Source organism: Actinoallomurus oryzae (genome assembly GCF_039541955.1).
Taxonomy (GTDB): domain Bacteria; phylum Actinomycetota; class Actinomycetes; order Streptosporangiales; family Streptosporangiaceae; genus Actinoallomurus; species Actinoallomurus oryzae.
The window spans coordinates 221,045-242,554 of record NZ_BAABHF010000025.1 but is presented as its reverse complement, the minus strand read 5'-3'; the positions used below and the strand labels follow the sequence as shown (position 1 = coordinate 242,554).

Here is a 21,510-nt window from a genome sequence, read left to right as displayed (position 1 = left end):
AGGCCCCGCCATGCCAAGTACCGACCGCCGCCGGTTCCTCACCTCCGCGGTGCTCGGCGGCTCCGCCGTCGCCGGCGCCACCGCGCTCGGCTCCCTCGCCCCCGAAACCGCGTTCGCCGCCCCCCGGATCGACCTGGAGCCCGGCGCCCGCGACCCGAACTTCGCCGAAGGCCGGATCACCGCGATCAGCGGTTCCCTGCTCAAGGTCTCCGGCTCCGACAAGGCGCTGCACCGGATCTACGTCACCCACGGCACGAGCATCTGGAAGCTGCGGCCCACGACGTTCGACGAGATCAAGGTCGGCGACGGCCTGTACGCCCGCGGCGTGAAGATGCCCGACGGCGCGCTCGCCGCCGACGCCGTCTGGGTCAACATCGTCAACCTGGACGCGGCGATCACCGCGATCGACTCGGGCCGGCTGCACCTGGACCACCACGGCAACAAGGTCGTCGGCCACGTGGTGAACGGCACGACCGCCGCGGTCTACAACCACACGCCGGCCATCTCGGACCTGTCCGGGCTGCAGGTCGGCAAGCACGTCAAGGTGATCGGCGCCTGGCGGCCCGATACCAACGAGGTCGACATCGCGACCGTCTACGCCGGCATCTGAGGAGGGAAATCACCATGATCGAGTGGCCGGCGTCGGTCCAGCCTCTGTTCATCGGCGGCACGCTGCTGTGGTCGGGCGGGCTGAAGTGCTTCGGCCGGTCCGCACGGCGATCGGCCGAACGCTCCGCGCTCCCCTCGCTGGTGGGCGAAGGCCGGGCCCTGGCCGCGTACCGGCTGACCGGGGCGCTGGAACTGGCGCTGGCCGCCGTGCTCCTGCTGCCGCCCGCCCGCCTCGTGGAGACGGCCGCGGCCGTCGTCCTCGGCGCGGGTTTCCTCGGGTACCTCACCTACGCCAAGGTGGTCGCCCCGGACTCCTCCTGCGGCTGCCTGAGCAAGCGGCGTACGCCCGTGACCTGGCGCTCCTTCGCCCGCGCCGGCCTGGTCACGGCGGCGGCGCTGCTGGGTACGCAGGCGGGCGGCTGGTGGGCCGGCGGGCTCGGCGCGGGCACCGCCGTGCTGCTCGCCGCCGAGGTGGCGGCCCTTCTCGCGCTGTCCCCGGAGGCGGACGGCCTGTGGCTGCTGCCGCTGCGACGGCTGCGGATCCGCATGCGCCACCCGCTCGCCGACCGGTCGTTCGAGATGCCCCTGGAGTCCAGCCTGCAGCAGCTGCTGGCCAGCCCGGCGTACCGGCAGGTCGGCCCGCTGCTCAGGTCGGGCCTGCGGGAGACCTGGGACGAGGAGGACGCGCGGATCCTCTGCTACACGGCCGAGTACGAGGGCACCGCCGCCACCGCGGTCTTCGCCGTACCGCTGCGGCACTACAGCCCCGAGGACATCCGCGTGGCCCTGGTCGACGAGTCGACCGAGTCCACACTCCTCGTCGGCGCCTGACCCGGAGCGGCGAGCCGACGAGCGAGCGGAGTGGACGGTGAGGGACGAGCCGTCCGCGTAGCGAGTGAGGAGGCGAGCCCGACCATCGAGACACTGCGGCGGTGACCCGCGGGCGCGGGTCACCGCCGCACGCGTCAGGCCAGGATCTCGAACCGGTCGACGATCTCGCCGAACAGGGCGGCGTCCTCCTCGGGCACGGACGAGCCGAGGCCGAGGCAGAAGTGGACGCCGTCGAGGGCGACGAAGTACTCACGGACCGCCCAGACCCGCCCCGCGTCGTGGAGCGCGCACTCCAGGAGGCTCCCCTCCCGGCCGCCGACGCGAGCCTCGCTGATCCGGAAGTCGGTGAACCCCGAGTTCTCCAGTGAGGTCTGCGCGGTCGATGCGAGATCGCCCGCGCTCCGTGCCCGCCGGTTCGGCGAGCGGAAGACGATCAGGCTGTGCCGGCGATCCGTACGCTGGCCGAACCGCGCCGTCTCCCACGGGCTGTTCTTGAGGTTCGGCGGCCGCTCGTCCCAGTCCTCGGGGACCTGGACGGCGTAGCCGAACTGGGGTTTCTCGATGCGCTGCCACGACATGGGCTGCTCCCTGACGTCCATCCGCCGAAGGTGCCTGAGCGCAGCGGTGTAGGACTCGCCGGTACGGCGAGCGCGTTCACGGACGCGGCGCTTGAAGTGCTTGTTCGCTGTCATCAGGGCCCTCGGCGCACCACGAACCCGACCCCCGGCGAGGAGCCCGTGGCGGGCGGATGACCAGCGATCCGGGAAGACCGGTCCCCTTTGCCTCCACCGGGCGGCCCTGCCGGGGAGGGCCGAGGGAGGTTCGGCGGTGGATCGACGCCGCAATGAGGATAACCCCTCGCGCGCCGTACGGCCATCCGGGAGCAGGCGGCCTCAGGCGGGGCCGATACCGCGCATGACCGTGGCGATCAGGCCGTCGGCGAAGCCGGGCGGGATCTCGATCTCGCCGGCCGGGACGCCGCGCAGGAGGCTCGGCAGGACCGTCTCGTGGCAGGCACCGACGATCATGGTGGCGGCGGCCTCGGGATCGGCGTCCGGCGCGAGGCGGCCGAGGTCGCGTTCCGCACGCAGGTAGTCCGCGAGATGGGCCCGCCCGCCGCGGCCGGCGGCCATGGGGTTCGGCAGGGCGGCGAACCGCGTGAGCACCTTCGGCTGGGCGAGCAGGCCCGCGAAGGCGGGCAGGATCGCGATGTGCAGCCGAAGGACGTGCTCGACGTAGGCCCGCAGGTTGTCCGCGACCTCGCCGACGCCGGCACGCGCCGGCGGGGTGCCCAGCGAGCGCTCGACGGAGCTCACGTGGGCGTGCAGCGCCTGGGCGAGCAGATCCTCCTTGTCGGCGAAGTGGTTGTAGAGGACACCGTCGGCCACCCTGGCCTCGCGGGCGATGTCGCGGACGGTCAGCCCGGCGGTGCCTCGCCGGGCCATGAGCGCCTCCGCGGCGGCGATCAGATGGTCGCGCAGGCTCTGGTCGCCGCCACGGAGGGCGGACGCTCTTCTCGGTGACATCACGTCGCATCGTATTGGCGCCGCGCGCCGGCGGAGGGTCAGGGGCGCGTGGCGGTGATCAGCCAGGCGGCGCCGCGCAGCCGTACCGCGCCGTCCTGCTCGAAGGAGCGCAGCGCCGTGGTCAGCGCCTCGCGCGCCCGGGAGGCGAGGGCGGGGCCCATCTGGTCCAGGGCGAACCGTACCGGCCCCCAGGCGCCGACGAAGGCGGCCGCGTCCTCCGCGTCACGCCCCCACACCTGGGCGGCGTCGACGGGCGTGGAGGTGACGTCCGTCAGGCCGGCGCCGGTGAGGAGCCGGCGGACGTGGGCGGGGTCGGCCAGCGACTCGGGTCCGGTGTCGCCGGGCCCCGGCGCGGGCCCTGAGCGCCGCTGACCGCCCACCGCGGCGAAGACCGTCCCCAGGTCGCTGTCACGGATGTGCCGCAGGCTCAGGAAGGCCACCCGCCCGCCGGGCCGCAGCGCGCGGGCCACGTTGGCGAACGCGGCGACCGGATCGGCGAAGAACATGACGCCGAACCGGCTGACCGCCACGTCGAACGCGCCCTCGGGGAACGGGTGGACCTGGGCGTCGGCCTGCTCGAAGGTCACGTTGGCGACGCCCTCCTCGGCCGCGGTGGCGCGCGCCCGCTCCAGCATCGGCGCCGACAGGTCCACCCCGGTGGCGTGCCGGCCGCGCCGCGCGGCCAGCCGGGTGAGCTGGCCGTTGCCGCAGCCGATGTCCAGAACACGGTCGCCCGCGCCGATGGCCGCGGCCTCCAGCAGCGGCTCGTTGAAGCCGCTGTTCACGGCGTCGTAGCGGTCCTGGTTGGCGGCCCAGTGGCCCCCTTCGTACCCGTTCCACGCCTCGGCCTGCGCCGTGTTGACGATCGTCGTCATGGGACTCCCCGTCGCATCGTTATGAACAGACGTTCATGAACGTATGTTCATATACTCTCGATCGTCAAGTGCCAGAGGTGTCCAGCGGCGGTATCCGACCACGGTCACGCCGGGAGTGGAGTAGTAGGGATCAGCGGCGATGATCTCCCGCAGGCCGGGCTCGTCGGTACGGAAGATCAGCAGCGCTCCGGAGCCGTCGGCCCACGGTCCGGCCATCACCAGGGTCCCCTCGGCGTACAGGCGGGCCAGCCGCTCCCGGTGGGCCGGCCGCGCGGCGAGCCGGCGTTCGTCGTCGTCGAAGGCGAGTTCGAGTACGTACATGCGCCGCACGTTAGGGCCGCGTTGCCCGCCGGGGCTGTATCGGCCGATACTCCGATTCATGCCGGATGACGTCGCGACGCTGCGGGCCGTACCCCTCTTCGCCGGTCTCGACCGGCGGCGGCTCGCCTCGCTGCTGGGCCACTCCACCGCGCGCACCGTCGCCGCCGGCACGGTCGTCGCCCTGCGGGGCGACCCGGCCGGCCATCTCATCGTCGTGGAGGCCGGGGCGCTGACCGCGGTACGCGAGACGGCGCGGGGACGGCGGCTGCGGCTCGGGGAGTTCCCGGCGCCGTGCACGGTCGACAAGGCCGCCGTCCTGGCCGGGCGGACCCACACCGCCACGTGGCTCGCGGCGGGCCGCACGCGGATCCGGCTCGTCCCGGCGGGCGACCTGGTCACGCTCATCGACGAGGTGCCCGGCGTGCGTCACCACGTCCTGAGGCACCTGGCCGGCCGGCTGCACGAGCGCCAGGACGACCTGGTGCGGGTCGCGTTCGGCGACACGACCGCACGCGTCGCCGGCTGGCTCGCCCGCGCCGCCGTACGGCCCGGCGACCGGGTGATCCTCCCCGGGTCTCAGACCGGACTCGCCGAGAGCGTCGGGGCGTCCCGCGTGGCCGTCAACCGCGCGCTCGGCGCACTCGCCACGGCGGGGCTCCTGCGGACCGAGCCCGGCGCGGTCGTCGTCCTGGCGCCCGAGGCCCTCGCGGCGATCGCGGCCGAGTGACGAGCGCCGGTCACCGCGCGCGGGTCAGGACTCGCCGGCGGCGACGTCGAGCGCGTGGGCCAGATCGTCGGGGTAGGGGCTCTCGAACTCAACCCAGTGCCCCTCGACCGGATGGTCGAATCCCAGGCGCACCGCGTGCAGCCACTGCCGCCGCAGCCCCAGCCGCTCCGCCAGCGTCGGGTCGGCGCCGTACGCGAAGTCGCCCGCGCACGGGTGGCGTACGGCCGACATGTGCACCCGGATCTGGTGGGTGCGGCCGGTCTCGAGCTTGATGTCGAGCAGGCTGACGGCACGGAACGCCTCGATCGTGTCGTAGTGCGTCACCGAGGGCCGCCCGCCCGCGACGACGGCGAACCGGCCGTCGCCCGAGGGGTGCCGGTCGATGGGCGCGTCGATCGTGCCCCGCAGCGGATCCGGGTGCCCCTGGACCAGGGCCTGGTAACGCTTGTCGACCGTGCGCTCCTTGAAGGCGCGCTTCAGCGCGGAGTAGGCCGGCTCGCTCTTGGCCACGACCATCGCGCCGGTGGTGTTGGCGTCGAGGCGGTGGACGATGCCCTGGCGCTCGGCGGCGCCGCTGGTCGCGACCGTGTGGCCCGAGCCGAGCAGCCCCTCCAGCACGGTGGGTCCGGTCCAGCCCGGGGTCGGGTGGGCGGCGACGCCGATCGGCTTGTTCACCACGACGATGTCGGCGTCCTCGTACAGGATCGTCATGCCCGGCACCGGCTCCGGCCGCGGCTTGGGCGCGGCCGGCGGAGCGGGCAGGGTGACCTCGAGCCAGGAGCCCGCCTGCATGCGGTCGGACTTGGCGCCGGCCTGGCCGTCGACGAGCACGTCGCCGGCGGCGATCACCTCGGCGGCACGCGTGCGCGAGAGCCCGAACAACCGCGCGAGCGCCGCGTCGAGGCGCTCGCCCTCGAGCCCGTCGGGCACGGGCAGACTGCGATGCTCGCCCATCAGCGCCTGGCGTCCGGTCGGGTGCCGCCGTTCTGATCGTCACCGGCCACCGGGACGTCCTTCCGTTCCGCCACCGGCGCCTCCGCGGACGCGTCCGGCTCGGCGGATCCATCCGGGTCGGCGGGCTTGTCGGACCTGTCCGGCCCATCAGGCTCGTCGGGCTTGTCGTCTCGCTGCACCGTGCCGTCCACCTGCAGGCCCCGGGAGGCGAGCAGGACGGCCAGCACGCCGCCGCAGACGATCGACGCGTCGGCCAGGTTGAACACCGGCCAGTGCGGCAGCTCGATCCAGTCGACCACATGGCCGCGGAACACTCCGGGCGAGCGGAACAGCCGGTCGGCGAGGTTGCCCAGGGCACCCCCGAGCAGCAGGCCGAGCGTGACCGCCCACGGCAGGCTGCGCAGCCGCCGCGCGTACCGCAGGATGGCCACGACCACACCCGCCGCGATCACGGTGAACACGAGTGTCATACCGGTGCCGATGTTGAAGGCGGCACCGCTGTTGCGGATCACCCGCAGGGTCAGCAGCCCACCGAGCAGTTCGACGGGCTGCGGCCGATCGGGCAGCGTCGCCACCACGATCGCCTTGCTGATCGCGTCGAGCGCGAGCGTGGCGACCGCGATGGCGACGAGCACGCCGATACGCCGTGGCCGGGTGCCGGCGTCCTGCCCTGGGTTCATGGCGTCGCTCAGCGACGCTCCTCTCTCTGTTTGCATATCACGCATAGGGTCGCACGCGGGAAGGCCTGCAGGCGCGCCTTCCCGATGGCCTGCCCGCAGGACTCGCACACACCATAGGTGCCCTGTCCGATCCGGTCGACCGCGCGCTCATTCTGCGCGAGCAGGTCCCGTGCGTTGTAGGTGAGCGCCATCTCGTGCTCACGCTCGAACGTCTTGGCCCCCGCGTCGGCCTGGTCGTCGCCGGCCCCCTCCGTCACGTCGTTCATCCGCTCGGCGATCTGCGACTCGGCCGCGGCGATCTCCGAGCGCAAAGCCGTCATCTCCAGTTCCAGCCGGTCACGTACGTCGGCGAGCTCGCTCGCCGTCCAGTGACCTTCCCCCTGGCGGACCGGCAACCGCTTGGCGGTCGCCGGGGAGATCTTCCGTCCCGTCGCGGACGCGCGCCGTGCGCCGGTGCGTGTCGCGCGAGGCGCCTCAGCCGTGGGATTCCTATCCTTCGGGCCGGCAGTGCCGTCCATAGTCGGGCCCCCCTTGCGCCGATCATCTCTGGCAGTGCGGGAAGCATAGGTCGCGTGTCATCGAGACGGCAAATGACCAGGTCTTGTAACACGCCGCATATGTCCTAATACACGCGGTTAGCAAAGCTCGCACAGACCTGCGGCTTGCCCAATCTTGACGTGGAACGCCGGTCCAGACGCCGTCGTTCCACCGGTAAACACCCGGTTTTACGCTGATCACCGGCTGAGACACCGCCGTACGCCCGCCCGGTCCCCTCGGATCATGCCCGGCGCCAGGCCCGGTCGGGAAGAACTCATCACCCTGCGTGCGTTATCGTCCCTATCGGCAAGGCGTTGATGGGGACACCTGCCGCCGTACGCAGCCATGAGCGACCCGGAGACGGTGCGAGTCCGGGGGTGTGCCCGGCGATCTGATCACCCCGTAGCCGCCGGCAGAACGGTCACCACGACCCAGTAGATCCGGCCGCCGAGAAGAATGAGCGGGTCGCTCCCCTGTTTCCGGGGCGGCCAAGGAGGGTGGTACCGCGGGGCCCACGTGCCTCGTCCCTCCGGTCCACGTGTCCAATCCGTGTCGCCGGAGGAATCCCATGGCCGAAGAGCTACGAGCGCGCCGGATGCGCGCCCTCCCCACGCAGGTCGACCTGCCCGCGCTGGAGCGCGAGGTGCTCACGCGCTGGCGCGAGGGCAAGGTGTTCGAGCGTTCCCTCGAGCAGACCGCCGCCGGAGACCCCTGGGTGTTCTACGAGGGCCCGCCGACCGCCAACGGCATGCCCGGTGTGCACCACGTCGAAGCGCGGGTGTTCAAGGACCTGTTCCCCCGGTTCAAGACCATGAAGGGCTTCAACGTCCGCCGCAAGGCCGGCTGGGACTGCCACGGCCTGCCGGTCGAGGTGGCCGTCGAGCGCGAACTGGGCCTGACCGGCAAGAAGGACATCGAGGAGTACGGCGTCGCCGAGTTCAACGCCCGGTGCCGCGAGTCGGTGCTCCGCCACGTCGACGCGTTCGAGGCGATGACCGAGCGCATGGGCTACTGGGTGGACCTCGCGCAGGCGTACCGCACGATGGACCCCGAGTACGTCGAGTCCGTCTGGTGGTCGCTCAAGGTCATCTTCGACAAGGGCCTGCTGGTCCGCGACCACCGCATCAGCCCGTACTGCCCGCGCTGCGGCACCCCCCTGTCCGACCACGAACTCGGCCAGCCGGGCGGCTACGAGACCGTGACCGACCCGACCGTGACCGTGCGCTTCCCGCTCGCCGAAGGGCCGCTCGAGGGCGCCGACCTGCTCGTGTGGACCACGACGCCCTGGACCCTCGTCTCCAACACCGCGGTCGCCGTCCACCCGGACGTGACGTACGTGGTCGCGGCGCGCTCCGGCGAGCCCGGACGCGTGATCGTCGCCGAGCCGCTGTTCGCCCGCGTCCTCGGCGAGGGCTGGCACATCGTCTCCCGGCACACCGGATCGGAGCTGGCCGGCACCGCCTACCGGCCGCCGTTGGACCTGGTCGAGGTGCCCGACGCCCACCGGGTGCTGACCGCCGACTTCGTCACCACCGAGGACGGCACCGGCCTGGTGCACCTGGCGCCCGCGTTCGGCGCCGACGACTTCAACGCCTGCCGCGCCGCCGGGCTGCCCGTCGTGAACCCGGTCAAGCCGGACGGCCACTTCGACCTCACCGTGCCGCTCGTCGGCGGCGTGTTCTTCCGCGACGCCAACCCGCGCCTCATCGAGGAGCTGAGGGAACGCGGCCGGCTGTTCCGCGCCGAGGAGTACGAGCACAGCTACCCGCACTGCTGGCGGTGCCACACGCCGCTCCTGTACTACGCGCTGCCCGCCTGGTACATCAGGACCACCGAGATCAAGGACCGGCTGCTGGCGGAGAACGCCGCCACCAACTGGTTCCCCGAGACGATCAAGGAGGGCCGGTACGGCGAGTGGCTTCGCAACAACGTCGACTGGTCGCTGTCGCGCAGCCGCTACTGGGGCACTCCCCTGCCGGTGTGGCTGTGCGCTGCGGACCACGCGACGTGCGTGGGGTCGCTGAAGGAGCTCGGCGAGCTGGCCGGTACGGACCTGAGCACGCTCGACCCGCACCGCCCGTACGTCGACGACGTCACCTTCGCCTGCCCCGAGTGCGGCGAGGAGGCGCGGCGCGTGCCCGACGTCATCGACGCGTGGTACGACTCCGGCTCGATGCCGTTCGCCCAGTGGGGCGCCCCGCACCGGCAGAAGGAGACGTTCGAGGCGTCCTACCCCGCGCAGTACGTCTGCGAGGCGATCGACCAGACCCGCGGCTGGTTCTACTCCCTGATGGCGGTCGGCACACTGGTCTTCGACCGCTCGTCGTATGAGAACGTCGTCTGCCTCGGGCACATCCTCGCCGAGGACGGCCGCAAGATGAGCAAGCACCTCGGCAACGTCCTGGAGCCGATCCCGCTCATGGACAAGCACGGCGCCGACGCGCTGCGCTGGTACATGGCGGCGGCCGGCCAGCCGTGGGCGGCCCGGCGGGTCGGCGACGCGGCGCTGGAGGAGATCGTCCGCAAGGTGCTCCTCACGTACTGGAACACCGTCTCCTTCTTCGTGCTCTACGCGAACGCCTCGGACTGGACGCCCGAGACGCCCGCGCCGGCGCCCGCCGACCGTCCGCTGCTCGACCGCTGGGTGCTCGCCGAGCTGCACCGGACCGTGCACGAGGTGGACGAGGCGCTGGAGGGCTTCGACACCACGGCGGCCGGGCGGCGGCTCAGCGAGTTCATCGACGACCTGTCCAACTGGTACGTCCGGCGTTCCCGCCGCCGGTTCTGGGAGGGCCCGGAGGGAGCGCCGGCCAACGCCGCCGCCTTCGCGACCCTGTACGACTGCCTGGAGACCCTGACCCGGCTCATGGCGCCGATGGCCCCGTTCCTGACCGACTACGTTTGGAACGTGCTACGCCGGGACGACGCCCCGGACTCGGTGCACCTGGCGAGCTGGCCCACGGTGGACGAGTCCCTGGTCGACCCGGCGCTGAGCGAGCAGATGGCGCTCGTACGGCGGCTGGTCGAGCTGGGCCGCGCGGCGCGGGCCTCCTCCGGCGTCCGTACGCGCCAGCCGCTCGGCCGCGCCCTGGTCGGCGCGCCGGGCTGGGACACGCTGCCCGCCGAGCTTCGCGCGCATATCGCCGACGAGCTGAACGTCCAGGGGTTCGACACCCTGGCCTCGATCGGCCGCGACCTCGTCGAGTACGTCGTCAAGCCGAACTTCCGTGAGCTCGGCAAGCGGTTCGGCAAGCAGACGCCGCAGGTCGCCCAGGCCATCACGTCCGCCGAGCCCGCCGGTCTCGCCCACGCGCTGCGCGAGTCGCTCACGGCGACGGTCGAGGCGGCCGACGTCGGCAAGGTCGAGTTGGCCCCGTCCGACGTGATCGTGACCGAGCGGCCGCTGAGCGGCTGGGCGGTGGAGAGCGCCGCCGGGGAGACGATCGGGCTGGACCTGACCGTCACGCCGGAACTCCGCCGCGCCGGCCTCGTACGCGAGGTGATCCGCCTGGTCCAGGACGCCCGCAAGAACGCCGGCCTGGAGATCACCGACCGGATCGAACTGTGGTGGCGCACCACGGACGCCGACCTGGACGAGGCGCTGGCCGAACACGGCGCCGAGGTGGCGGGCGAGGTCCTCGCGAACGCCTGGCACGACGATGAGCCGGAGGAGGAGCTGCCGCCGAACCGGGACGACGCCCTGCGGCTGACCTTCTGGCTGCGCAAGGCGTCCTGACGCGTCGCGGGAGGGCGGGGTCGCTCCGGGCGGCCTCGCCCCGCCGCGCACGGCCGTCACAGCGTGGCGGTTCAGCCGCGCCGGCGGCGGCGCAGTTGGCGCTGCTGGTCGCGGAACTCGCGGTGGATCTCGCGCTGTTTCGCGCGGAACTCCCGGTGGATACGGCGCTGCTCCTCGTGGAGCGTGCGATGGTCCGGCTTGCCGGACAGGTCGGTGCCGTCGGCGGTCCGGCGCTTCACGTCCACGCCGCCGAGCAGGTTGAAGCCGGTGAGCCGGACGACCGGGGCGCTCGCGTCGACCGTGTCCTCCGGTGGCACCGACGTGCCGCCGAGGACCGCGGCGATCGAGTTCACCACGCGCACGCCCGGCGGAACGGTGATCTGCACGCCGCCCATGACGTTGACGATGTTGATCGTGACCTCACGCCGCGACAGGACCGCCTGCCGGAGATCGAGCTCGACGCCGCCGCACACCGCGACGACGTTGGTCTGGGACTCGATCAGCCAGCGTCCCCGGCGGTCGGCGCCGCTGAAGATCGCGACGATGTTCGGCGTGCCGGACTGGGGCGGGGGCAGGTCGTCACGGACGGCCGGTCCGACCTCGGGCGGGCGCACGCCGCCGGTGGCCGGCAGGTCCGCCACGATCGGGGCCAGCTCGGCGTACGTCTTCGCCTGGTAGACCGCGTCGAGGCGTTCGGCGTGTTCCTCGGCCGTCAGACGGCCCTCGGCCAGTGCCTCACGCAGCTGTTCGGCGACCCGATCACGGTCGGAGTCCGAGGCGCGCATGCGTGAGGGGTCAGGCTCGGAAGGCTTTTCTGAGAGCTCCACAGGGGCATCATTCCGCACAGGGCAGGACAAGCCAACGTGGAGACCGCGGCGACGGTCGTCGAGGGTGTTCCGCCGGCCCGGCATGGCGTGCGGGCGGCGCCTTGGGGCGGGCGCTCGCCGGGGCAGGGCTGAGATATCGGGTTGCCGCGGGCCGTCGCGGCCCGTTAGCGTCCGCGGCCGTGGACACCTCTCGCGCCGGACGGCAGCTTCGGTTGATCGCCGAGGTGCTGGCGGCGAGTGCGGGGTGCGGGGTCCCGGTGTGGCTCCGGGGCGGCTGGGCGATGGACTTCTTCCTCGGCGAGGTGACACGGGATCACCGTGACATCGACTGGTTCGCCTGGGTCGATGACGCGGAGCGCCTGGGAGCGGAGCTGGCCGGGCGCGGGTACCGGCGAGTGGCAGGCCTGCCGCCGGAGCAACAGGTCGACCTGGTCAAGGACGGAGAGGACCTGAGCTTCAACCTGCTCCGCCGCGACGCGTCGGGCCGGGTGGTGGTCGGCGGCGGCCTGTGGGCGGGCTCGCCGTGGCCGCAGGACCTGCTGGAACCCCACACCGGCCGCATCGGGGATCTCCTCTGCCCGATCATCGCGCCCCGCGCGCAGATCGAGATCAAGCGGATGATGCCGGTCTGGGTACCGGGCAGCCCGCGCCGCCCCAAGGACGCCGAGGACATCGCCCGCCTTGAAGCGGCCCTCACCCCGGACCGAACACCGGGGCTTCGAACGCTGTCGTTCGAAGATGGATAGGCGAAGGGCGGGCCGCGGTGCGGTCCCGCCGTCGGTGAGTGCCGGTCGTAGATCCTCGAGGTCTCGTCTGGATGAGCCGCTCCGTAGTGCTTCCGCTTCGGACTACGGCCGGCCGCTCCCGGGTCCTCCCCCTTTTTCCTCGCCGAAGACCATGCGGTGCCCGCGGGCCGTGTCCATGTACTCACGGACTCGGTGGATCAGCCCGTTGCGGAGTTCGAAGACGAAGCAGTAGTCGTTGGCGTAGTAGTTGCCGTTGGCGAGCGTCGCCGTCATGGTCTCCTCCACGATCACGCGCTCACCGTCGGCGTAGATCCCGTGGAAGGTGACGGTGACGTCCCGCACGAAGAAGCGGGGAAAGTCCTCGGCGAGGAAGCGCACGATCGCCTTCCCGCCGATCATGTGGCCTGAGCCTTCAAGTGCGACGGCGGTCGCGTTTCCCAGCGGCGCCAGCCACTCGGCGTCCTCGGTGAAGACTTCGGAGATCCGATCCGCATCGTGGCCGGCGAAGGCCTTCCAGGCATCCATGACGATGTCCCGGCCGTGCTGTGACATGCCCGCGATCGTAGGCGGCCGCAGTCGAGAGGGGCTGGCGGGTTCACGACATCACCGCCTGGCGCTAGGCCGTGTCTCAAAGCCCCGCTGTCCTACTGGGACTCTGAGACACGCCCTAGGACAGACGGCTGTGCCCGGCGGGTGCTGTGGCTTGGTGCCTCACGTACGCGAAAGGACCCGGCGGAACCGGGTCCTCTGCGGTGTCGGCGAGCTCAGTCGTCCGAAGAGTCCTTGTCGGGCTGGCACACCAGGCAGGGGGTGCAGCCGCGTTCCTTCGCCTCCGCGCGGGGCAGCGACTCAAGGTCGTCGGCGTCGTCCGCGATGTCCTCGATGAGGGCGCAGGTGGGGCGGTGGTAACGCTTGGTGCCGCTCAGAATGCGGACGAGCGAGTCGTCCGATGACGCGTCGGTGTCCGCGTCGGCATCGGCGTCGGCGGACTCGGCGTCGGCGGCCGGCTGCTCGGGCTCGTCCTCGTGGTCGGTCGCGGAGCCGTCCGCCTCGGCGGCTTCTTCGGCGGGCTCGTCGGTCTCGGTCTCGTCGGCCTCGTCGGAGTGGTCGGTCTCGGCCACGTCGGTCTCGGCCGGATCCTCGTCGACGGAGGCCTCGGCCGCCGGCTCGTCCTCCGTCCCGGACGGCTGTTCCGCCGTCTCGGAGTCCTCCACCGCCTCCGGCTCCTCGGCGGCCTCCGACCGCGTCGGGGTCGGCTCGGCGTCCTCGGGCTCGGCGACGGTGTCCTCGGGCTCGGCGGGCTCCTCGGAGGGGGCCGCGTCGTCCTCGGCCGGCGTCTCGTCGGTGGTCGTGGCGTCGCCCCGGTCCAGCGGCTCGAAGAACGACCGGCTGCGCGCCTGCGGTCGTTCGGCGGCCGGCTCGGCCGGGGTCTCGTCGACCTCCGGCTGCGCCTTCGCGTCGGTCTCGTGGGGGGCGTCGGCCTCGGGGGTCTCGGTGAGCTCGGCCTCCGCCGGGGACTCGGCGGCGGGCGCGGTCTCGTCGTCGTCCAGCCGGGTGACGGGCAGATCCGTGCGTGTCACCGGGGCCGGGTCGTCGTCCCTGGGGCGAGTGAGCTCGGCGGTCTCCGCCACGGTCTCCAGGGACTCGGTGGTGCGGGTGTCATCGGCGGGAGCGGGCGTCTCCGCGGTGGACTCGGCTTCCGTGACCGCCGCTCGCGCCGCCAGTGCCGTGTCGGGGAGACAGGCCGTGCAGGCGGTGAAGCCCTCCTCGCGCGCCTCGACGTAGGTGAGCTCCTCTTTGTCGCGGCCCGCCAGCTGGCGGCAGGTCTCCAGGTGGTAGCGCTTGCGGCCGGGGACCACGTAGACGCTCGTCTCAGCGGGCACGTCGACCGCGGTCGTCGGCGCCACCGCGACCGGTGCCTCCTCGCCCGCGCCCACGCGCGCCTTCGCCTTGGCCGGACGGGCGGTCTTGGACCGCGCCGCGGACTTCTTGGCGGAGGTCTCCGCATTGGCGCTGCCGAACAGCTCCTTGCGGCGCAGGAACACCCCGATGGCGAGGCAGAGGGCGGAGATGATGCTGATCCCGATCGAGACGTAGATCAGCTTCAGTCCGTCAAGCCCCGCAACCTCGTGTCCGGTGTTGCCCGTGACGATGCCCGTGACTAGGAGGGCTATCGCCAGGACGACGAGCACACCACTCAGGATGATCACGCAGGTCTCCCTCTAACCGACCGTCGTACGGAGATGCGCAGCAACGCTAGCGCAACTTCGGCCGATTCGGTCGCCTCCAACCGGCTACCACTTCGTTCGAGGCGGGACATTCGCCTCTCGTGACGCTAGCGCGGTCAGCGGCGGTCGTGCGGCGGGTTGTCGGCGGTGTGGAAACCTCCCGTGGCGTGCTGGGCGTGCTGCGGCTCGGGCTGCTGCTGCGGGAAGGGGTTCTGGCCGGTGTTGGCCGGTCCGACCGACGGCTGGCCGTTGCGCACCTCGGCGTGCTGCGGTACGGCGGGCTGTGCGGGCTGCGGGCCCGTGTTGCCCGGGCCGACACCGAACGGGGCGCCGTGGTTGGCTCCGGCCTCCAGTTCGCGCAGCTGGCCCTCGAGGTAGGCCTTCAGACGGCTGCGGTATTCACGCTCGAAGGCGTTGAGGTCGTCGACCATGCGCTCGAGCTCCTCGCGCTGCTGCACGAGGGAGCCCATCGCCTGGCGGTGGCGGTCCTGGGCGTCGCGCTCGAGGGACTCGGCGCGGGCGCGGGCCTCGCTGACGATCTGCTCGGACTGCCGCCGTGCCTTGCCGAGGATCTCCTCCGCCTCGCGGCGGGCGCGGCCCAGCGTCTCGTCGGCCTCGCGGCGGGCGTCGGCGATCGCCTGGTCGGCCGTCTGCTGCGCGAGCGCGAGCACGCGGGCGGCCGTGTCCATGTTGTCCTCACCCGGGCTGCTCACCGGGGCTGGCGGCTGCGGCGCGGCCGGGGGCATGCCAAGGCTGCCCAGCACCGGCTCCGGCTCCGGCTTGGGCTCCGGGGGCTTGGGCGGCTCGGGCATATGGGTCATCTCAGGCTTGGGCTCGACGATGGGAGCGGCCATAGCCGGAACCTTGCCACGAAGGCACTCGGCGAGCTTGGCCCGCAGCTCCTCGTTCTCCTGGATGAGCCGGTCGAGCTCCGCCTCGACCTCGTCGAGGAAAGCGTCGACCTCCTCTTCGTCGTAGCCCGGCCGAAGCCGGGTGGTACTGAACTGCTTGTTCCGCACATCCGCGGGTGTCAGCGGCATCTGGTCTCCTTGGCGCGCTTGGAGTCTGTCCCCGAACGGACGGTACCCGATCAGAGCGGCTGGACGACGATGATCAAGAACCAGACCATGAAGAAGAGGACCGTGAAGCTCAGGTCGAACGCAACGTTACCCAGCCGAACGGACGGGATGAAACGGCGTAGCAGTCTAAGGGGTGGATCGGTGACCGTGTAAGTGGTCTCCGCCAACACCAGCACCACCCCGGTAGGCCTCCACGACCGGGCGAACGCCTGAAGCGTCTCGAGTACCAGCCTGCCGATGAGGAAGAGCAGGAACAGGTAGAGCGGGATGCTCAGGTAGCTTCCAAGGTTCACGAACACTCTCGCATGTGGCTGTCAGCTCTGATTGAAGAACCCTCGTTCTGCCATACGGGCCTTGTCTTCGGCGGTCACCTCGACATTGGCTGGGGACAACAGGAACACCTTGTTCGTAACACGCTCGATGCTTCCGTGCAGGCCGAATATGAGACCAGCCGCGAAGTCGACGAGACGCTTCGCGTCGCTGTCGACCATCTCGGTGAGATTCATGATCACCGGGGTCCCTTCCCGGAAGTGCTCTCCGATCGTGCGGGCCTCGTTGTAGGTCCTGGGATGAAGCGTAGTGATACGAGCGAGGTCTGACACCGCCGACTCGGCAAGAGGCGGCCGACGCTCCGAGACGAAGGCCTTGTGATCGTCTTCGACCTGGTCCAAGGCTCCCGTGGACTGCTGCGCGGATGACTCGTCGTCCGCACGCTCCACCCGGCGACGGTCCGCGGCATCGTCGTCGTAGATGTCGTACTCGTCGTAGTCATCATCGTAGCGATCGTCCTCCACAAGGCCGAGGTAGACCGCCATCTTGCGCATCGCGCTGGCCATACGCCCCCTCCGTCGTCCACCGACAAGAGATCCCTGCGGGAAGCTTCCACTGGTCGATCGTTACGTTTGAACACGGACGCCAAGGTCCACTGTGGGGACATTACCTGACGATTGCCCGTCGGCCTCCGAGCAACGCCGTACCAATCCGCACGTGTGTCGCGCCACTCACGATCGCGTGCTCCAAATCACCACTCATGCCCGCCGATACCGTTTTGGCGGCCGGATAGGTGGCGCGCAGAGAAGCGGAGATCTCCCCGAGCCGGGCGAATGCCGGGGCCGGGTCGGCACCGAGCGGCGCCACCGCCATCACGCCCCCGAGTTCGAGCCCCTCGGCTGCGGTGAGCGCCTCCGCGAGCGCGAGCACTCCGTCGGGCCGTACGCCGCCGCGACCGCCCTCCGCCGTACCGGCGCCGGTCTCGTCCAGGGAGACCTGGATGAGGCAGCGCGGCGAACGCCCGGCGGCGGTCGCCGCCCGTGACAGCGCGTTCACCAGGCGCTCCCGGTCCACCGAATGGATCACATCGGCGTACGAGACCACCGAGCGGGCCTTGTTCGTCTGCAGCTGTCCGACGAAGTGCCAGGTCAGGTCGAGGTCACGGCACTCGGCCGCCTTGGCGGCCGCCTCTTGGTCGCGGTTCTCCGCGACCTCGGTGACACCCAGCTCGGCGAGGAGCCGTACGTCGGAGGCGGGGAAGGTCTTGGTGACGGCCACGAGCGTGACCTCATCCGGCGCACGGCCTGCGGCGTGACACGCCTTGGCGATGCGCTCGCGTACGGCGGCGAGGTTCGCGGCCAGCTCTTCGATGCGGTTCATCCCTCTTCAGACCCTCCGCGCGGGGACGGCGGAAGAGTATCCCGCCGGTCCCCCGGCCCCGTCAGGCGGGTCGGCTCGGGCCGTGAGCAAGATCATGCGAATCGGACGCGGACCCGCCCCTGCGATACGTCCGGCGGCGGGACGGCGTGCGGCGGGCCCGGAGGAGCGGCCCGCCGGCGCGGTCGGCGTTACTTCAGGAAGTCCGGCACGTCGAGGTCGTCGTCCTCGTCGAACACGACGGGACGGCGACGGGACGCGTCGGTGTTCAGGCGCGCCGCGGGCGGCTCGGTCGCCGGCCGCGGCACCTTAGGGCCCGCGACGGCCTCATTCGAGGCCGCGCGGGGCGGGGCGGCCGACCCTCCGGCCGGACCGCTCGTCGAGCCACCGTCCGATCCGGAGTCGCGTGCGGCCTCGCCGGGCTTTCCCGCGCCCGGCGGGTCGTGCTTGGGCTCCGCCGGCTTGGGCACCTCGGCCTTGGGCGGGGCGGGCGCCGGGACGGCCGGCGTCTGCGGCTTGCGTTCCTCCGCGGGCTCGGCACCCCGGGCCGGCGGGGAGGGCATCGGGGTGACGCGCGGCGGCGGCGTCTGCGGCGGGACCACGGGCCGGGGGGCCGCCACCGGCGGCGTCGCGACGGGCGGAGTGGCCACGGCCGGTCGCGCGGGAGTGTTGCGCTTGGGCTCGGACTGTGGACCGGGCTTGCTCTCCGGGCGGATCTCGTCGAAGCCCGCCGCGATGACCGTCACGCGGACCTCGTCGCCGAGCGCGTCGTCGATGACGGCGCCGAAGATGATGTTGGCGTCGGGCGCCGCGGCGTTGGACACGAGCTGCGCCGCCTCGTTGATCTCGAACAGGCCGAGATCGGAGCCGCCCGAGATCGACAGCAGCACGCCGTGGGCGCCGTCGATGCTGGCCTCCAGCAGCGGGCTGGAGATGGCCATCTCGGCCGCCGCGACCGACCGGTCGTCACCGCGCGCGGAGCCGATGCCCATGAGAGCCGAGCCGGCCCCGGACATGACGGACTTCACGTCGGCGAAGTCGAGGTTGATCAGGCCGGGCGTCGTGATGAGGTCGGTGATGCCCTGAACACCGGAGAGAAGCACCTGGTCGGCCGCCTTGAAGGCGTCGAGCACGCTGACCTGGCGGTCGGAGATCGACAGCAGCCGGTCGTTCGGGATGACGATGAGGGTGTCGACCTCGTCGCGCAGCGTCTCGATGCCGGCCTCGGCCTGCATGGCGCGGCGCTTGCCCTCGAAGCTGAACGGGCGCGTCACAACGCCGATCGTCAGAGCGCCGAGCGAACGGGCGATGTTGGCCACCACCGGCGCCCCGCCCGTGCCCGTGCCGCCGCCCTCGCCCGCGGTGACGAAGACCATGTCGGCGCCCTTGAGCACCTCTTCGATCTCCTCGCGGTGATCCTCGGCGGCCTTGCGGCCGACGTCGGGGTTGGCACCGGCACCGAGACCGCGGGTGAGCTCGCGGCCGACGTCGAGCTTGACGTCGGCGTCACTCATGAGCAGCGCTTGGGCGTCGGTGTTGATAGCGATGAATTCGACGCCCTTGAGGCCCTCTTCGATCATGCGGTTGACGGCATTGACGCCACCACCGCCGATGCCGACGACCTTGATGACCGCTAGGTAATTCTGCGGTGCTGCCACAACGAGGGGCCCTTCCGCTCGCTCTATCTCTATGACCATCGGCCGCCCGTCAAGGCGACCGTCATGTTTCTTACCGGGGCCGGAACCCTCACCCTCAAGTTGAGACTTACAGTTATGTCAACCTAAGGCTGATACGGACAGTAGGGGTGCACCACTGCAGGGTCAACTAACCCGGCCCCAAGCCGATCGGCGTGTCGCGCGACATCCCACTAATCCTGTTTCGTCCCCCGCCACATGCCGAATCTCCCCGTCATGCGGCCGACCCAAGTGTGGCGCGTGCGAAGGGCTCACCGCTACTCGGTGGTGACAACCTCCGGCGCGCTCACGTCGATGGTCTTGGTTCCGCGGTGCGAAGCCGCTTTCAGCAGCCCGCGGAGCAACCGTAGCTTGTCCTCGGTGCGTTCCGGCGCACCCCACACGATGGCGGCGCCCTCTTTGAGCCGCAGCGTGACCGCCTCGGGTGAGCGCGCCTCGACGCTCGCGACACGCCGGGAGAGCCAGGCGGGCAGGGCGCGGATGACGGCCAGGCCCGACCGCAGCGACGGGTCGCTCTGCACCGGGTTGGCCACGTCGAGCTCCGGCAGGCCGCGCGGGCGCGCCGCCGACGTGAGAACCGTCACTCCGTACCGGTCGATCTGCAGGAACCGGTTGTCCTGCTGGACGGCGGCCACCGGGGTGCGCTCGCGCACGACGATGCGGACCGTGGCCGGCCAGCGCCGCTCGACCCGCGCGGTCTCCACCTCCTGGACCGCCTCGACCCTGTCGCGTACCGCCCCGGTGTTCAGCTTGATGAGCGGCTCGCCGAGGCGTACGCGGGCGACGGCGATCACGCGGTCGCGCGAGACCAGCCGCTCCCCCACCACGTCGATGTGCCGGGCCACCAGCAGCCGTGAGCCCAGCAGCACCCACGCCGCCGTGCCGAGCACCCCGGTGACGAGCAGCGCGACGAACAGCGCCTTCCAGCGGCTCGACCGGCTCCGCCGCCGCAGCGGATGAGTCCGTGGCGCGTCGTCCCCGCCGTCCGGGGGGACGGGCGGATCTTCGGTCTCGCTGGTCACCTGGCCCTCCTCACCTGCTCGGACGCGCCGCCGCCCGGCCCGGCGCGGGACCCGTGCGCTGACCGTCTCTCAGGCGCCGAGCAACCGGAGGATCTTCGGCCCGAGCGTGGTCACGTCTCCGGCGCCCATGGTGATGATGACGTCCCCGGGGGCGGCGATCGCCGCGACACGCCCGGGCACGGCGTTTCCGTCGGCCTCGTAGGTGACCCGTCCGTGCGGGACCGCCTTGGCGACCAGTTCGCCCGTCACCCCGGGGATCGGGTCCTCGCGGGCCGGGAAGACGTCGAGCACCACGACCTCGTCGGCCAGTCCGAGCGCCGCGCCGAACTCGGCCGCGAAGAACTTGGTGCGGCTGAACAGATGCGGCTGGAACACCGCGACGATGCGGCCCCCGCCCAGCTCACCGACGTAGTCGCGGGTGGCGCGCAGGTCGGCGGCCAGCTCGGTGGGGTGGTGGGCGTAGCTGTCGAAGACCTTGACGCCCGCGGCCTCGCCCTTGGGCTCCAGACGGCGGCGCGCGCCGGTGAAGCCCGCCAGTCCCGCGGCGATGGTCTCGGCGTCCTCGCCCAGCTCGACGGCCGTGGCGTACGCCGCGGTGGCGTTCAGCGCGTTGTGGCGCCCCGGGACGGAGAGCTCCAGCGTGCGCCCGTCCACGGTGAAACGCGAGCCCAGGCCACGCGGCGAGAAGTCCGCCACCCGGTAGGCGGCGTCCTCGGCCTCGCCGTACGTGCGGACCGTCAGCCCGCGGCGCGCGCCCTCCTCGCCGAGCTCGCGGGCGACCGGGTCGTCGGCGCAGACCACGAGCAGCCCGCCGGGTTCGATGCGCTCGACGAAACGCGCGAAGGTCTCCTTGACCTTCGCGAAGTTCGCGTAGTTGTCGAGGTGGTCGGCCTCGACGTTGGTCACGATGGCGGCGCTCGGGGCGAAGTTCAGGAACGAGCCGTCGCTCTCGTCGGCCTCGGCGACGAACAGGTCGCCGGACCCGTCGGCGGCGCCCAGGCCGGTGGTGACGAGCTGGCCTCCGATGCAGTACGACGGGTCGGCGCCCGCGTGCTGCAGGGCGACGGTCAGCATCGAGGTGGTCGTGGTCTTGCCGTGGGTGCCGGCGACCGCCACGGATCGGCGGCCGTCCATCAGGGACGCCAGCGCGGCGGCGCGGTGCAGGACGAGCAGGCCGCGCTCGCGTGCGGCGGCCAGCTCCGGGTTCGTCTCACGGATGGCGGTCGAGACGACCACCGTGGTGGCCGCGCCGACGTGCTCGGCGGCGTGGCCGACGTACGTCGTCGCCCCCAGCTCGCGCAGGTCCGCCAGCAGGTCGGAGTCCTTCGCGTCACTGCCGGAGACCGGGATGCCGCGCCCCAGCATGATGCGGGCGATGCCCGACATGCCGGCTCCGCCGATGCCGACGAAGTGGACGCGTCCCAGCCGATCGGCCGGCACGACCTCGACCGGCGTGACCAGACTCATCTTT

Annotated in this window: 22 protein-coding genes; 5 read left to right on the top strand and 17 right to left on the bottom strand. The window is 71.7% G+C overall.

Annotation, left to right across the window (positions count from 1 at the left end; translation table 11 throughout):
• The first annotated feature begins 10 nt into the window (after positions 1-10).
• A complete protein-coding gene (locus ABEA10_RS24765; RefSeq protein ID WP_345467891.1) occupies positions 11-610 on the top strand; it encodes a DUF5666 domain-containing protein in 600 nt (199 codons plus the stop codon).
• A gap of 14 nt (positions 611-624) precedes the next feature.
• Positions 625-1,440 carry a MauE/DoxX family redox-associated membrane protein gene (locus ABEA10_RS24760; RefSeq protein ID WP_345467889.1) on the top strand — a complete coding sequence of 272 codons (816 nt, stop codon included), beginning with the start codon at positions 625-627 and terminating at the stop codon, positions 1,438-1,440.
• Positions 1,441-1,574: 134 nt separating this feature from the next.
• Here ABEA10_RS24760 and ABEA10_RS24755 read toward each other — a convergent pair whose 3' ends face one another.
• From ABEA10_RS24755 to ABEA10_RS24740, 4 genes are all read right to left on the bottom strand, one after another.
• Positions 1,575-2,132, bottom strand: a complete 558-nt coding sequence (locus ABEA10_RS24755; RefSeq protein WP_345467887.1) for a hypothetical protein — start codon at positions 2,130-2,132, stop codon at positions 1,575-1,577.
• 201 nt (positions 2,133-2,333) lie between these two features.
• Complete coding sequence (locus tag ABEA10_RS24750; RefSeq protein ID WP_345467885.1) at positions 2,334-2,966, bottom strand: TetR/AcrR family transcriptional regulator; 633 nt, start codon at positions 2,964-2,966, stop codon at positions 2,334-2,336.
• Positions 2,967-3,004: 38 nt separating this feature from the next.
• Positions 3,005-3,841: a class I SAM-dependent methyltransferase gene (locus ABEA10_RS24745; protein ID WP_345467883.1), complete on the bottom strand. Its 837-nt coding sequence runs from the start codon at positions 3,839-3,841 to the stop codon at positions 3,005-3,007.
• A 33-nt stretch (positions 3,842-3,874) separates the two neighbouring features.
• The gene (locus tag ABEA10_RS24740) at positions 3,875-4,162 is read right to left on the bottom strand and encodes a YciI family protein (RefSeq protein ID WP_345467881.1); all 288 of its coding nucleotides are present in this window, start codon (positions 4,160-4,162) and stop codon (positions 3,875-3,877) included.
• A 58-nt stretch (positions 4,163-4,220) separates the two neighbouring features.
• Here ABEA10_RS24740 and ABEA10_RS24735 point away from each other — a divergent pair, with 58 nt between their 5' ends.
• On the top strand, positions 4,221-4,889 hold the full coding sequence (locus tag ABEA10_RS24735) for a Crp/Fnr family transcriptional regulator (RefSeq protein WP_345467879.1): 669 nt from the start codon (positions 4,221-4,223) through the stop codon (positions 4,887-4,889).
• Between the two features lie 24 nt (positions 4,890-4,913).
• Here ABEA10_RS24735 and ABEA10_RS24730 read toward each other — a convergent pair whose 3' ends face one another.
• The 3 genes from ABEA10_RS24730 to ABEA10_RS24720 are packed head-to-tail and all read right to left on the bottom strand — an operon-like array spanning position 4,914 to position 6,942.
• A complete protein-coding gene (locus ABEA10_RS24730) occupies positions 4,914-5,843 on the bottom strand; it encodes an RluA family pseudouridine synthase (protein WP_345467877.1) in 930 nt (309 codons plus the stop codon).
• A complete protein-coding gene (locus ABEA10_RS24725; RefSeq protein ID WP_345467875.1) occupies positions 5,843-6,523 on the bottom strand; it encodes a signal peptidase II in 681 nt (226 codons plus the stop codon). The genes ABEA10_RS24730 and ABEA10_RS24725 overlap by 1 nt, the downstream gene beginning before the upstream one ends.
• 8 nt (positions 6,524-6,531) lie before the next feature.
• Positions 6,532-6,942: a TraR/DksA family transcriptional regulator gene (locus ABEA10_RS24720; RefSeq protein ID WP_425550960.1), complete on the bottom strand. Its 411-nt coding sequence runs from the start codon at positions 6,940-6,942 to the stop codon at positions 6,532-6,534.
• A 686-nt stretch (positions 6,943-7,628) separates the two neighbouring features.
• Here ABEA10_RS24720 and ileS point away from each other — a divergent pair.
• Entirely contained in the window at positions 7,629-10,796 is a 3,168-nt protein-coding gene (gene ileS, locus ABEA10_RS24715) for an isoleucine--tRNA ligase (RefSeq protein WP_345467870.1), read from the top strand.
• A gap of 71 nt (positions 10,797-10,867) precedes the next feature.
• Here ileS and ABEA10_RS24710 read toward each other — a convergent pair whose 3' ends face one another.
• Positions 10,868-11,581 carry a DUF1707 SHOCT-like domain-containing protein gene (locus ABEA10_RS24710; protein ID WP_345467868.1) on the bottom strand — a complete coding sequence of 238 codons (714 nt, stop codon included), beginning with the start codon at positions 11,579-11,581 and terminating at the stop codon, positions 10,868-10,870.
• 221 nt (positions 11,582-11,802) lie between these two features.
• Here ABEA10_RS24710 and ABEA10_RS24705 point away from each other — a divergent pair, with 221 nt between their 5' ends.
• On the top strand, positions 11,803-12,369 hold the full coding sequence (locus ABEA10_RS24705; protein ID WP_345467866.1) for a nucleotidyltransferase domain-containing protein: 567 nt from the start codon (positions 11,803-11,805) through the stop codon (positions 12,367-12,369).
• 102 nt (positions 12,370-12,471) lie between these two features.
• Here the strand turns inward: ABEA10_RS24705 and ABEA10_RS24700 are convergent, their stop codons facing one another.
• From ABEA10_RS24700 to murC, 9 genes are all read right to left on the bottom strand, one after another.
• Positions 12,472-12,921 carry a nuclear transport factor 2 family protein gene (locus ABEA10_RS24700; protein WP_345467864.1) on the bottom strand — a complete coding sequence of 150 codons (450 nt, stop codon included), beginning with the start codon at positions 12,919-12,921 and terminating at the stop codon, positions 12,472-12,474.
• A 212-nt stretch (positions 12,922-13,133) separates the two neighbouring features.
• Positions 13,134-14,579, bottom strand: a complete 1,446-nt coding sequence (locus ABEA10_RS24695) for a hypothetical protein (protein ID WP_345467862.1) — start codon at positions 14,577-14,579, stop codon at positions 13,134-13,136.
• 134 nt (positions 14,580-14,713) lie between these two features.
• Positions 14,714-15,637, bottom strand: coding sequence for a DivIVA domain-containing protein (locus ABEA10_RS24690; RefSeq protein ID WP_345467860.1), 924 nt, complete (start codon positions 15,635-15,637; stop codon positions 14,714-14,716).
• A 50-nt stretch (positions 15,638-15,687) separates the two neighbouring features.
• Entirely contained in the window at positions 15,688-15,969 is a 282-nt protein-coding gene (locus tag ABEA10_RS24685; protein ID WP_285566527.1) for a YggT family protein, read from the bottom strand.
• Between the two features lie 21 nt (positions 15,970-15,990).
• On the bottom strand, positions 15,991-16,512 hold the full coding sequence (locus ABEA10_RS24680; RefSeq protein ID WP_345467855.1) for a cell division protein SepF: 522 nt from the start codon (positions 16,510-16,512) through the stop codon (positions 15,991-15,993).
• Positions 16,513-16,612: 100 nt separating this feature from the next.
• Positions 16,613-17,326 carry a YggS family pyridoxal phosphate-dependent enzyme gene (locus tag ABEA10_RS24675; protein ID WP_345467853.1) on the bottom strand — a complete coding sequence of 238 codons (714 nt, stop codon included), beginning with the start codon at positions 17,324-17,326 and terminating at the stop codon, positions 16,613-16,615.
• A gap of 188 nt (positions 17,327-17,514) precedes the next feature.
• Complete coding sequence (gene ftsZ / locus ABEA10_RS24670; protein WP_345467851.1) at positions 17,515-18,981, bottom strand: cell division protein FtsZ; 1,467 nt, start codon at positions 18,979-18,981, stop codon at positions 17,515-17,517.
• Between the two features lie 293 nt (positions 18,982-19,274).
• The gene (locus tag ABEA10_RS24665; RefSeq protein WP_345467849.1) at positions 19,275-20,039 is read right to left on the bottom strand and encodes a cell division protein FtsQ/DivIB; all 765 of its coding nucleotides are present in this window, start codon (positions 20,037-20,039) and stop codon (positions 19,275-19,277) included.
• A 69-nt stretch (positions 20,040-20,108) separates the two neighbouring features.
• Complete coding sequence (gene murC, locus ABEA10_RS24660) at positions 20,109-21,506, bottom strand: UDP-N-acetylmuramate--L-alanine ligase (protein ID WP_345467847.1); 1,398 nt, start codon at positions 21,504-21,506, stop codon at positions 20,109-20,111.
• Positions 21,507-21,510 lie beyond the last annotated feature (4 nt).

What these genes read in the sequence shown, in the direction of transcription:
- ABEA10_RS24700 (WP_345467864.1), bottom strand. Translation starts at nt 12,921, where the DNA reads ATGTCACAGCACGGCCGGGACATCGTCATGGATGCCTGGAAGGCCTTC.
- ABEA10_RS24745 (WP_345467883.1), bottom strand. Translation starts at nt 3,841, where the DNA reads ATGACGACGATCGTCAACACGGCGCAGGCCGAGGCGTGGAACGGGTAC.
- ABEA10_RS24680 (WP_345467855.1), bottom strand. Translation starts at nt 16,512, where the DNA reads ATGGCCAGCGCGATGCGCAAGATGGCGGTCTACCTCGGCCTTGTGGAG.
- ABEA10_RS24725 (WP_345467875.1), bottom strand. Translation starts at nt 6,523, where the DNA reads ATGAACCCAGGGCAGGACGCCGGCACCCGGCCACGGCGTATCGGCGTG.
- ABEA10_RS24765 (WP_345467891.1), top strand. Translation starts at nt 11, where the DNA reads ATGCCAAGTACCGACCGCCGCCGGTTCCTCACCTCCGCGGTGCTCGGC.
- ABEA10_RS24750 (WP_345467885.1), bottom strand. Translation starts at nt 2,966, where the DNA reads ATGTCACCGAGAAGAGCGTCCGCCCTCCGTGGCGGCGACCAGAGCCTG.
- ABEA10_RS24690 (WP_345467860.1), bottom strand. Translation starts at nt 15,637, where the DNA reads ATGCCGCTGACACCCGCGGATGTGCGGAACAAGCAGTTCAGTACCACC.
- ABEA10_RS24760 (WP_345467889.1), top strand. Translation starts at nt 625, where the DNA reads ATGATCGAGTGGCCGGCGTCGGTCCAGCCTCTGTTCATCGGCGGCACG.
- murC (WP_345467847.1), bottom strand. Translation starts at nt 21,506, where the DNA reads ATGAGTCTGGTCACGCCGGTCGAGGTCGTGCCGGCCGATCGGCTGGGA.
- ABEA10_RS24730 (WP_345467877.1), bottom strand. Translation starts at nt 5,843, where the DNA reads ATGGGCGAGCATCGCAGTCTGCCCGTGCCCGACGGGCTCGAGGGCGAG.
- ABEA10_RS24755 (WP_345467887.1), bottom strand. Translation starts at nt 2,132, where the DNA reads ATGACAGCGAACAAGCACTTCAAGCGCCGCGTCCGTGAACGCGCTCGC.
- ABEA10_RS24675 (WP_345467853.1), bottom strand. Translation starts at nt 17,326, where the DNA reads ATGAACCGCATCGAAGAGCTGGCCGCGAACCTCGCCGCCGTACGCGAG.
- ABEA10_RS24735 (WP_345467879.1), top strand. Translation starts at nt 4,221, where the DNA reads ATGCCGGATGACGTCGCGACGCTGCGGGCCGTACCCCTCTTCGCCGGT.
- ABEA10_RS24710 (WP_345467868.1), bottom strand. Translation starts at nt 11,581, where the DNA reads ATGCGCGCCTCGGACTCCGACCGTGATCGGGTCGCCGAACAGCTGCGT.
- ileS (WP_345467870.1), top strand. Translation starts at nt 7,629, where the DNA reads ATGGCCGAAGAGCTACGAGCGCGCCGGATGCGCGCCCTCCCCACGCAG.
- ABEA10_RS24740 (WP_345467881.1), bottom strand. Translation starts at nt 4,162, where the DNA reads ATGTACGTACTCGAACTCGCCTTCGACGACGACGAACGCCGGCTCGCC.